Origin of the sequence: Lentzea sp. HUAS TT2 (assembly GCF_051853195.1) — a bacterium.
Taxonomy (GTDB): Bacteria; Actinomycetota; Actinomycetes; order Mycobacteriales; family Pseudonocardiaceae; genus Lentzea.
The window spans coordinates 7,298,752-7,311,140 of record NZ_CP196667.1 but is presented as its reverse complement, the minus strand read 5'-3'; the positions used below and the strand labels follow the sequence as shown (position 1 = coordinate 7,311,140).

The window sequence follows — 12,389 nt, the reverse complement described above, 5'->3', positions numbered from 1 at the left end:
ACACCCGCTCGGTCATGGCCTCACGGCCGGTGCGGAGGGTGGCGGCGATGGAGGCGAGGTCCGGCTTCTCCTGGGTGTCGAGCCACTGGGCCAGTTCCGCCACGCGCGCCCGCAGGTCGTCCTCGGTGCGCGCGGACACCGGCAGCAGCGCCGGAATCCCCTGCTCGGGTGCGGGAACCGCGGTGGAGACGTGCTCGGCGACGATGACGTGCGCGTTCGCCCCGCCCGCACCGAACGACGAGATGCCGGCGATCCGGCGGCCTCCGTCGGGACGCGGCCAGGTGGTGGCGCGGGACAGCTCGAACGGCGTCGCCGCGAAGTCGATGTCGGGGTTGACTCGCTCGGCGTGCAGGGTCGGCACGAGTTCGCCGTTGCGCAGCTGGAGCACGACCTTGGTCAACCCGGCGATGCCCGCCGCCGCCTCGAGGTGGCCGATGTTGGACTTGACCGACCCGATCGCGGCGGCCGAGTCCGTCCCGAAGGCCTGGGTCAGCCCGTCGATCTCCACCGGATCGCCGAGGCGCGTGCCGGTGCCGTGCGCCTCGACGTACCCGATGTCGCCCGGCCGCAGCCCGGCGGCCTCGATCGCCGCGCGGACGACGGCGGCCTGGGCGCGCGGGTTCGGCACGGTGTATCCGTTGGTGCGGCCGCCGTGGTTGATCGCGGAACCGAGGATGACCGCGTGGATCGGGTCACCGTCGGCCTCTGCCGCCGCCAGCGGCTTGAGCAGCACCGCGCCGACGCCCTCGCCGGGCACGAAGCCCTCACCGCCGGCACCGAAGCTGCGGCAGCGCCCGTCGGCCGCGAGCATCCTGGAGCGGCAGAGCTCCACGAAGGTCGAGGGGTGCAGGTAGAGGTTCACGCCGCCCGCGATGGCGACCTCGCAGGAGCCCTGCCGCAGGTGCTCGCACGCCTCGTGGATCGCGGTGAGCGAGGCCGAGCACATGGTGTCGACGGGCAGGCTCGGGCCGCGCAGGTCGAGCAGGTAGGACACGCGGTTCGCGAGCGAGGCGAACGACGTGCGGGGCGACCTGCGCGGGCCGCTCACCGGGGGCGGGACGTTGCGGTCGAAGCCGGTCTTGGTGACCCCGGCGAACACGCCGACCCTGCCCTGATGCCGGGTGGCGAGCCGGTCCCGCGTGTAGCCGGCGTCTTCGAGAGCGGACCAGACCGTCTCCAGGAAGAGCCGCTCCTGCGGGTCGATGTCGGCGGCCTCGCGCGGCGAGATGCCGAAGAACGCCGCGTCGAAACGCGCGAACCCGTCGAGGAAACCGCCCCATTTGCTGTAGCTGGCACCGGTGTCGACGGCCTTCTGCTGGTCGGGTTCGAAGAAGCCGTCCAGCGACCAGCGCCGCGCCGGGACCTCGCGGACGCTGTCGCGGCCCGCCCTGAGGTTCGCCCAGAAGTCGTCCAGCGTCGGGGCGTCGGGGTAGCGGCCGCTGAGACCGATGATCGCGATCGGTTCGCCGGAGGCGTCGGGGCGCGGTGCGGCCGGACGCACGGGCCGCGTCGTCACCTCGGCGACGGACTCCGGCACCACGGCCGGGGCCTCGGTGTCGTCCAGCCAGCGCGCACAGCCCTCGGAGTGGCGTTCGACGAGGTGCGCCGCCAGTTCCGCGAGCGTCGGGTACTGGTACAGCACGGTCTTCGGCAACGCGCCGAACCACCGCGCGAACCGGGTGTTCAGCTTGGTGACCGTGATCGAGTCGATGCCGTGGCTGTCGAGCGGTGCGGTGGCGTCGAGGGTCGCGGGGTCGAGTCGCACGGTCTCGGCGATCAGGTCCTTGAGCCGTCCGAGCACCCGCCCGCGGAGGTCGTCGGTGCCGGTCATCAGTTTTCCTTCCCCGGAGATCACGACGTGGGTGGCACCGAGCGCGACGGCTCCGTGCAGTGCGGCCAGCGCGGCCTCGGTGGGCAACGGCGGGCCGAAGCGCTCGACGAGCGCGGGAAGTTCCTCGCCGGGCACGCCCATGCCGCCGTCCCGCCACAGGGGCCAGCCCAGCGAGACGCTCACCCCGCGCCGCTCGCCGCGGGCGACGAGGTCCTGCCGGTGCGTCGCGTAGGCGTCGAGGAAGCCGTTGGCGGCCGTGTAGGCCGCCTGACCGGCGTTGCCCAGGGTTCCCGCGGCCGCGGAGAACGAGGCGAAGAAGTCGAGCGGAAGAGCGCGGGTGGCCTCGTCGAGGTGCACCAGGCCCGCGGCCTTCGGCGCGAGCACGCTCAGGAAGTCCTGGTAGGAAGCGCGGATCAGGTAGTCGTCCCGCAGCGACGCGGCGGCGTGCAGCACACCGTCGAGGCGGCCGTGCCTGCGGACCACGCCGGCCACGAGATCGCGCACCGCCGTCGCGTCCGTGACGTCGACCCGGTGGTACTCCCCTGGTCCGTCGGAGGTCGCGGCCCGTCCGCACCGCACGACGACGGCGTCCGGCGCGTGCCGGGCCACGTCCTCGGCGAGCAGCCGGCCGATCCCACCGCCACCGCCGCTGATCAGGTAGACACCGCCCGCGCGCCACACCGGGGCGGCGATCGCGTCCCGGACCGGCTGCCAGCTCACGGTCTCCCGACCGGCCGGCGTGTGCCGCACGTGCTCGCCCCGCCCGTGCAGCGCCGCCACCAGTTCCGCGGCGGACGGCTCGTGCACGAACTCGACCAGCCGCACGGTCAGGCCGGGGTCCTCCTGCGCGGCGGTGCGCAGAAGTCCCAGCAGGCCGCGGTAGAGCGAGTCCGCCCGGCACGCGACCTGGACGACGCAGGAACGTCCGTCCGAAGTGGACATGAGCCGCTTGAGCTCACCGAACAGGCGCACGGCCGCGCGTTCGTAGGCGACGTACGGGGCGTCGCCGCCGGTGGTCACCTCGGCGGTCTGGACGCCCGGCAGACCGTCGCGCAGACCGGTGGCGGGCAGGTCGCACAGCACGACCAGCCGCCGGCCGCCGGCGGGTGCCTGCGGGACCTCCGGCTCGGCACGCCACACGGGCACGCGCAGGACGCTGCGGATCACGGCGGGGCTTCCTTCCGGGAACGGGGCGGGCTCAGGCGAGCGCATCGGGCACCTCCTGGTTGGCCAGGACGGCTTCCAGCAGGGCGGCGCGGGCACCGACGTCGAAGGCGGGAGACGGGATCACGGTCACGGGCAGGCTCTGGGCACTCGCCGCGGGCTCCACCGGAGCACTCGTTGCGGGCACGGCCGGAGCACTCGCCCCAGGCACGACCGGGACGCTCGCCCCAGACACGGCCGAGGCACTCGCCACAGGCACCGCCTGGTGGTTCGCCCCGAACGCGGCCGGAGCAGTCACCCCGGACACGACCGAAGCACTCGCCGCGCACTCGCCCAGGGCGGCCGTCTCCGGCACCCAGTAGCGCTCGCGGGCGAACGGGTAGGTGGGCAACGCCAGCACTCGCCGTTCACCGGCCCCGTGCAAGCTCGCCCAGTCGACCGCGCGACCGTCGCACCACAGAGCGAGCACCCGGTCGAGATCGCCGCCGCGCAAGGCGTTCGCGACCTCCCCGTCCATCTCGCGGTCGCGCCGCACCGCCGCTCCCCGTGCCCGGCGCAGGCTGCCGGTCCGCACGCCGCCACCACCGGAGAGGAACGCGTCGAGCTTGGCGGCGACCTCTCCGACGTCCTGGGCGACGAAGCCCAGGCGGTGTTCCATCTCCTCCCTGCCGACCTGCAGCGTGAAGGCCAGGTCCGCGAGCGCGGGCGAGTTCTCGACGAGGTGGGCGCGCAGGTCCCGGGCACGGGCTGCCAGACGGTCCGCGTCACGGGCCGAGAGGACGATCGCCTGCGGTCCGGTGGACGACGCCGGCACCGGACGCGACGGCGGGGCCTCCAGGACGACGTGAGCGTTGACCCCGCCGAACCCGAAGCTGCTGACACCGGCGCGCAACGGCTGTTCGGTGCCGGTGGCGTCGGTCCTCGGCGTCCAGCGCCGCGACTCGCGCAGCACCTCGAAACCGCTGCCGTCCAGCTTCAGGTGCGGGTTCAGCCGGTCCAGGTGCGGCACTGCGGGAAGTTCGCGGTGGTCCATCTGCCGCAACACCTTCAGCACGCCGGCCAGGCCGGCCGCCGCCTCGGCGTGACCCATGTTCGCCTTGAGCGCGCCGAGAGGACGCGTGGCCGAGCCGCCCAGGTTGCGGTACGCGGTGGTGAGCGCGTCGACCTCGACGGGATCACCCAGCGCGGTCCCGGTTCCGTGCGCCTCGACGTAGCCGATGCTGTCCGGGTCGATGCCCCGCATGGCCGCCTCGATCACCTCGGCCTGGGCGGACGCGTTGGGGGCGGTGAGCGAGGCCGCGCGGCCACCGTGGTTCTCCGCCGTGCCGAGGACGACACCGTGGATGGTGTCGCCGTCGCGCAGGGCGTCGGACAACGGCTTGAGCAGCACCGCCGCCACGCCTTCCGCACGCACGTAGCCGTCCGCGTCGGCTGAGAACGTCTTGCACCGGCCGTCCGGGCTGAGCATTCCCGCCGCCTGCGTCGAGACGAACGTGTCGACGCTCAGCAGCAGGTTCACCCCGCCCGCGAGGGCCATGGCGCACCGACCTGACCGGATGCTCTCCACGGCGCGGTGCAGCGCCACCAGCGAACTGGAGCACGCGGTGTCGATCGGTTCGCTCGGGCCGCGGACGTCGAGCAGGAACGAGATCCTGTTCGCCAGCACGGCGTGCGAGTTGCCGGTCGCGGTGTAGCCGTCCGGCTCGACACCGCTCGCGTTGAGCAGGTGGTGGTAGTCCGTGCCGGACACGCCGAAGAACACGCCCGTGTCCTCTGGCAGGCGCGCCGGCGAGTACCCGGCGTTCTCCAGCGCTGTCCACACCGTCTCCAGCGCGAGCCGCTGCTGCGGGTCCATGAGCTCGGCTTCCAGGCGGGACAGGGAGAAGAAGCCGGCGTCGAACCGGTCGACGCCCTGGATCAACCCCGCGTGCTTCGGGAAGTCGGCGCGTGCCACGACATCCGCGTAGCGGCCGTCGAAGCGGCCGGCCGGGTACGACGACACGAGATCCGCGCCTTCGCGCACCCGTTCCCAGAGCGCGTCCGGGTCGTCCGCACCGGGGAACCTGCCCGCCACACCGATGATCGCGACGGCGCCGGTCTTCTGCCCGACCGGCGGCAGCGCCGCCGGGAGGGCCTGGGGAAGCGACGACGGCACCGCGGGAACGAGCCCCGCCGGAGCCGGCGTCCCGACCTCCTCTGCCAACCGGCCGACCAGTCCGCGGATGTTGGGGTGCTGGAAGAACACCGCCGGGCTCAGGTCGATGCCGAGCCGTCCGCCGAGCTCCTGGGCCAGCGAGGCCAGGCTGATCGACTCGAACCCGAACGCCGGGAAGTGCGTGTCGAGGTCGATGTCGGCCGGATCGCTCCTGAGCAGCGCGGCCACGGTCTCGCGGACCTGGGTGGTGAGACGGTCCCTGACCGCGCCGTCCTCGTCCCGCGTCTGCGTCACGGCGGCCGGGGCGGCGCCGAACTCGACGCCCTCCCACCGGCCCAGCACGGCACCGGTCTCGTCGAGCAGCAACACGTCGAACGCGGAACCCTTGTCCTCCAGGACGATCGCCCTGGTACGGCCGAGATCCGCGCCGTCGGCCGACCGCACCCGCACCACCGTCGCGTCGGCGTCGGAGGTCAGGTACTGCACGCCCTGCACCAGCCCGTTGAGCACCCGGGCCGGAACGCGGACGCGCCGCTTGTGCGGGTCCTGGCACACAACGGGTTCCGCGACGCGGACGAGCAACCGTCCGCCGGTCTGCGCGACTCCCTCGACCACCCTGGCGAACGGCCTGGCGTCCACGCCCAGCTCGCCGAGCTTCGCGTAGAACGCCTCCTCGTCCACCGTGATGGGCGAACTGATCGCAGAGTCTTGCTGCCGCAGCGGTTCCGTGACAGCGACGAGGTCAGCGCCGAACACGACGGTGCCGTCCTGGTCGTGCAGTTCGGCACGGTTCGCACCGAGCTTCCAGGTGAGCTCCTGCTCCTGCGCGGGGCTGGGCAGCGCGGCCCAGCGGGCGTCCCGCACGGCCCAGCCGTTCCCGAGGCCCGCGACGTCCGCGAACGCGAGCACGCCGTCCAGCAGGGCGAGGGTGGTGTAGCGCTTCTCGCGCCGCACCGAGTAGGTGTAGTCGAGCAGTTCGTCGCCGCGCAGCGCGAGCCGGTAGTGGATGCCGTCCAGGTCCGAGGTGTTGACGCCGACCCACGGGTGCGCCCGCCGGGCGAACGCGATGGGGTCGAGCACGCTCGGGGCGTCGTCGAACTCCGGGTACCAGCAGCGGACGCGCTCGAACGGATAACCGGGCAGCGAGAGCTTCCCCGGCCGGGCGGTCCGCGGCCACAGCACGTCCCAGTCGACGTCCGCGCCGGCGGTCCACACCGCCGCGAGCGCACGCAGGTCGTTGTCGTCCAGCGCCTTCTCCACGTCGGCGGTGTCCGGCGGATCGGTCACGCCCATCGTGCTCGGCACGAACCACACGCCCTCGGGTGTGACAGGATCCGTCCAGTCCACTTCGGACAGCTGGGCGAGCCTGGACGCGACGGCGTCGACGCTCTCGGCGACGAACGCGAGGCGCGAGGACATCTCGTTCTTGCCGGTCTGCAACGTGAACGCGAGGGCGTCCAACCCGGGCCGCGAGCCCACCACGTGTGCGTGCAGGTCGCGCAACACCCGTCCCAGGGCCTGCGGAGTGGCCGCGGAGCACACGACCAGGCGCGGCACTCCGGTGTCGGCCGGCGCGACGGCCACGTCGTCGTGCTCCTCCACGACGATGTGCACGTTCGCGCCACCCGCCCCGATCGAGGTGACACCGGCACGCCTGGGCACCGTCCGCCCGTCGAGCACCGGCCGCGCCCACTCCGTGCGCTCGTGCTGCACGACGAACGGCGTCTCGGCGAAGTCGATCGCCGGGCTGAGCGTCTCGGAGTGCAGCGACTTCACGATCGTGCGGTGTTTGAGCTGCAGCAGCACCTTGGTCAGGCCGACGATGCCCGAACCCGACAGCAGGTGCGCGATGTTGGACTTGACCGAGCCGAGCGCGCAGAAGCCCCTGTCCGCGGTGTCGCGGCGGAACGCGCTGGTCGCGCCCCGGATCTCGATCGGGTCGCCCAGCGACGTCGCCGAACCGTGGCCTTCGAGGTAGCTGATCGTGCGGGCGTCCACACCCGCGTCGTCCAGCGCCTTCTCGATGGCGCGACCCTGCTGCACCGGGCTGGGCACGGTGAACCCGTTGCGCACGCCCGCGTTGGTCATGCCGCTGCCCCGGATCACGCCGTACACGTGGTCGCCGTCGGCGACTGCCTCGGCGAGCGGCTTCAGCACGACCATGCCGACGCCCTCACCGAGCACCGTGCCGTCGGTACCGATGCCGTAGCTGCGCAGCAGGTCGGCGGTCTTGCTGGTGAAGTGGGCCTGGGAGGTGCCGATCAGGTCGTACGGGTGCAGCATCAGGTTGATGCCGCCGACCACGGCCATCCGGCATTCGCCGGCCCGCAGCATCCGCACGGCCTGATGCACGCACGTCGACGAGGACGCGCACATGGTGTCGAGGAACATCGAAGGCCCGGTGAAGCCGTAGAAGTACGACAGCATGTTCGCGAACACGCCGATCTCGCTGCCACTCGTGGCCGTGCCGCGCAGGAGCATGTTCTGGAAGCCGTACAGCGAATAGCTGTTGTTCATCGACCCGACCAGCACACCGACATCGCCCTGGTAGCGGCGCTGGATCGTCTCGCGGGAGTAGCCGGCGTCCTCCAGCGCCGTGACACCCGCCTGCAGCAGCAGCCGGACCTCCGGCGAGAGCAGCTCGGCCTGTCGCTGGGACAGGGAGAAGTAGCGCGGGTCGAACGCGTCGATGTCGCGCAGGAACGTCCCGGTCTTCACCACGGACTTGCCCAGCACGTCCCGTTCGCCGTAGTAGATGTCCTGCTGGCGCCACCGGTCCCGCGGCACCGGCTCGAAGCTGTGCCTGCCCTCGCTGAGCAGGTCCCAGAACTCGTCGAGCGTGTCCGCGCCGGGGTAGCGGCCGGACATGCCGATCACCGCGATGTCGTGTTCGCCGTGCTCGGCGCGCGGCCGTTGCACGACCTCGGCCCGGACGACGGGTGCGGGCGGGAGAACCGGCTCCACGACCGGCACCTCGGGCGTCTGCTCCACGGGCGTCTGCTCCTCAGCGGGTGCGAACAGCTCGACGAGACGCGTCCGGTGTTCGGCGAGCAGGTAGCCCGCCACGCCGCGCAGATCCACGTGTTCGAAGAACAGCGTCTTGGGCAACGACCCGAAGTCGTCCTCCAGCCGGCTGGTCACGTCCACGATGACGAGCGAGTCGATGCCGTAACGCTCCAGCTTCTGGTCGGCCCGGATGCGCTCCGGCTCCCGACCGGTCAGCTCGGCGAACAGGCGGCGCAGGTGCTCCTCGGTGCGCGCCGACAGCGTGCGATCGTCCACTTCGGACTGGACCGCGACGGGTGCGGCGACCGGGCGGGCGGCGGGCGCGTCCTTCGTCAGACCCGAGTAGCGGCGCAGTTTCGGCGCGTCGCCGAACAGCACGATGCGCTGCGACGGGGCGTCGACGCCCAGCGCTCGTTCCAGGGCACCGAGTGCCACGCCGGTCGGCAACGGGACCGTGCCGGTCGTCTTGAGCATGTACGCCTCGGTCGCCGCGTCCACGCGCATGCCACCGTCCGCCCACAGCGGCCAGTCGACCGCGCGGACGACGTGGCCACGGGCGCGGGACGCCCAGGCGTCCAGGAAGGCGTTCGCCGCCGCGTACCCGGTCTGGGCCGCACCACCGAACGCGCCCGCGACCGAGCCGAACAGGAGCAGGAACCCGGCGTCGTGCGCACGGCAGAGCTCGTCGAGGTGCGCGGTACCGGTCAGTTTGGGAGCCAGCACGGACGCGGTGGTCTCGAGCGGGGTGGTCTTGAGGTAGCCGTCGTCCAGCACGCCGGCCGCGTGGAAGACGCCGTCGAGACGGCCGAAGCGGTCACGGATCGCCTGCCCCGCGGCACGGACGCTCGCCGCGTCGGTCACGTCCGCCTGCTGGTAGCCGATCCGGTCGCCGAACCGCTCCCGCAGCCCCGAGATGTCCGCGCTCCGGGCCCGTCCGCTCAGCACGACGCTCGCGCCGTGCCGGGCGCACAGATGCGCGGCGATCAGTTTGCCGATGCCACCGGCGCCACCGGTGATCCAGTAGACACCGCCGTCGCGCAACAGCGACGCGCCACCGTCGACGATCGGGAGTTCTTCCGTCTCCCTGGTCAGGCGGCCTCCGGTGGCGTCGTAGGCGACCTCGGCATCGTCGGAACCGGCCTCGGCGCGCACGATCCCGTCGAACCGCGCGGCGTCGACAGGGCCGTCGACCAGGACGAGCTTGCCCCGGACCGCCGGGTTCTCCTTCCGCAGCGACTTCAGCACCGCGGCGATCGGCGCGAACACGGGTTCGTCCGGGCGTCCCGGCGCGACGACGACCACGGTCCGTCCAGCGGGACCGGGCCGGTCGAGCAGGGACCGCAGGTGCCGGTAGGTCGCGTCGAACACGACCTTCGCGGAGTCCGCCGCGGTGCCCGGGAGTTCCTTCGGCAGAGGCAGGATCTCCGCGTTCAGCCGCTGGGCGACACGGTCGTCGCCCAGCACCGCGTCGAGCACGACGAGCGGGCCGGCGGACGCGGTCGCGGGCACAGGAGGGCAGGCGCGCCACACCTGGTGCGCCTCGACGAGAGTGCCGTCCGCCGTTGCGGGCACGCCGTCCGCCGCCACGGGTGCGAGCGGACCGCTCGTCCCCCCGGAAACCTTGGCCGCCAGCGCACGATGCGTGTAGCCGCGCAACCGGGCGCACAACGTCCCGTCCTCGTCGAACACGTCAAGGTCTACTTTGGACTCACCGCGGGCGCGCAGCACGGCGTGCACCGCCCGGCCGACGGGAGCCAGCAGCGTCAGCTCGTCCAGGGCGAACGGAACGGCCACCGCGTCCGGGGTGCGCCAGCCGGACTCGTCCGCACCCAGGGCGAGGACGGCCTGCAGGGCGCTGTCGAGCAGCACGGGGTGCAGCAGCCAGCCGGAAGCCGCCTGCGCGGGAACCTGGATCCGGGCCAGCACACCGCTCTCACCCCGCGACACCGCCGTCAGGCCGCGCAACGCCGGGCCGTGCTCGATTCCGCTGGCACGCAGTGCCGCGTACCCTCGCTCGACGTCGACCGGATGCGGGAAGCGTGCGGACAGGTCACCGGCGGGCTCGCCGCCCGCCTGCCCCGGCGACAACTGTCCGGTGGCGTAACGGTTTCCGGCGTCGTCGACGACCGTGAAGCCGTACCCTCCGTCACGCGGGCCGAGCAGCAGCCGCACGGCCAGCCGCTCCCCCGTGACCGCCAGCGGCCGCAGCCAGCCGACGTTGCGCACACTCGGCACGTCGATCCCGCCGATCTGCTCGGCGGCGGCGAGGACGAGACCGAGCACGGCGACACCGGGCACGACCGGAACGCCGTTCACCACGTGGTCGCGGATGGTGTCCTGGCCCGCGTCGAACGTCAGCGGGAAGGTCCAGCCGCCGTTCTCCTGGACGCCGGCACCGAGCGACGGGTGCCCGGCCTCCTCCAACGGCCGGAACCAGTACGGCGTGCGCGCGAACGCGTAGCCGGGGAGGTGGATCCGCCTGCCGGTCGCGGGCCACGCGGACCAGTCGACCGGGAGCCCGCGCACCCAGGCGCGGGCGAACTTGCCGGTGTTGCCCTGTTCGCGCCACACCGCCACCAGGTCCGTCAGGTCGCTCTCGTCGAGCAGTGCGGTCTGTTCGTCCTCCGCCTGTCCGCGCACGCTGTCGCCGCGCAGGGTCCCGTCCTGCCCGAACGCTTCGAGTTGGGCGGCGAGGTCGTCGAGGTCCTGGGCTCGGAAGACCACTCGAACGGGCAACGGCACGCGGCCCTGCCTCAGCGTGTGGGCCACGTCGGTCAGCGAGGGCGGTACGTCCTCCGTCAGTCGTGTGCGCGCCCATTCCGCGAGCCCGGCGCACGTCTCGCGCAGCCGGTCCTCGTCCCAGGCCGAGACCGGCACCCATTCGTCCTCTTCGGACGGTGCGGTCGGCTCCGCCGGTGGAACGGACTCCAGCACGGCGTGCGCGTTGGTGCCCGCGAACCCGAACGAGCTCACGCCGGCGCGCAACGGCTCGCCGTCCCGCGCGGTCCACTCGGACAGCGCGTCGACGACGCGGAACGGTGACCCGGTCAGGCTGATCAGCGGGTTGAGCCGCTCGAACCCGACGGTGGCCGGCAACCGGCGGTGCCGCATCGACGCGATCACCTTGAGCAGACCGGCCACCCCTGCCGCGCCTTCGAGGTGCCCGATGTTCGTCTTGACGGAGCCGAGGCCGCAGTGCTGCTCCCCGCCCGCGTCGCCGAGTTCGGCGAACGCCTTCTTCAGGCCGCGCACCTCGATCGGGTCACCGACGGGCGTACCCGTGCCGTGCGCCTCGATGTAGCTCACCGACGCCGGGTCGATCCCGGCACGCCGGTAGGTGTCGACGATCAGCTCCGCCTGCGCGTCGGGGTTGGTGACGGTGAGGGAACTGGTGCGGCCGCCGTGGTTGCTGCCGATGCCGCGCACGACCGCGTGCACGTCATCGCCGTCCCGCAGCGCGTCGGCGAGCCTCTTGAGCAGCAGGACGCCACCGCCCTCGCCGCGCACGTACCCGTTGGCACCGGCGTCGAAGACCTTGCTCCGCCCTGCCGGGGAGAGCATGCCCGCCTTGCTGAACGCGACGAAGTGCCGCGGCGACCACACCAGGTTCACGCCGCCCGCCAGTGCCTGGTCGCAGTCACCGGCCTGCAACGCCTGGACGGCCTGCTGCACCGACACCAGCGAACTGGCGCACGCGGTGTCGTTGACCACGCTCGGGCCGCGGAAGTCGAAGAAGTGCGAGACGCGGTTGGCGATGACCGCGTACGCGGCGCCCGTCGGGTAGTACGCGTCGATCGTGGCGAGCTCCTGCTCCAGGAGTTCGGCGTAGTCCCAGTGGCACACCCCCATGAACACGCCGGTGCGCGACCCCGCGAGCCGGTCGGCGCGGTAGCCCGCGTCCTCGACGGCGTGCCAGCTCAGTTCGAGGGCCAGCCGTTGCTGCGGGTCCATCAACCGCGCCTCGCGCGGGGAGATGCTGAAGAAGTCGGCGTCGAAGCACTCGACGTCGTCGACGAAACCGCCCCAGACGCTGGCCGTCTTGTCGCCGTCGCGGCGCGGGTCGCCCGCGAAGTCCGCGGCACGCCACCGCTTCCGCGGCACCTCGCTGATCAGCGAGCGTCCCTGCTCGAGGTTCGCCCAGAACTCGTCGATGGTCCGCGCGCCGGGCAGCCTCAGTGCCTGTCCGACGACCGCGATCGCGGTGTCCTGCGCGCCGGAAGTCTGCTGTGTCAT

The 12,389-nt window shown here is 72.6% G+C and carries 2 protein-coding genes (1 of these 2 running past the window's edge); both read right to left on the bottom strand.

What is annotated here, in order from left to right; all coding sequences use genetic code 11:
- Window positions 1-3,043 carry the start of an SDR family NAD(P)-dependent oxidoreductase gene (locus tag ACSHWB_RS34780; protein WP_439657532.1) on the bottom strand. Its footprint begins 20,285 nt before the window's first position, so only the first 3,043 of its 23,328 coding nucleotides appear in the window; it begins with the start codon at window positions 3,041-3,043; the stop codon falls past the left edge of the window.
- Window positions 3,030-12,389, bottom strand: coding sequence for an SDR family NAD(P)-dependent oxidoreductase (locus ACSHWB_RS34775; protein WP_439657531.1), 9,360 nt, complete (start codon window positions 12,387-12,389; stop codon window positions 3,030-3,032). The genes ACSHWB_RS34780 and ACSHWB_RS34775 overlap by 14 nt, the downstream gene beginning before the upstream one ends.

Excerpts from the sequence above, each read along its gene's own strand:
- ACSHWB_RS34775 (WP_439657531.1), bottom strand. The coding sequence starts at position 12,389 with ATGACACAGCAGACTTCCGGCGCGCAGGACACCGCGATCGCGGTCGTC.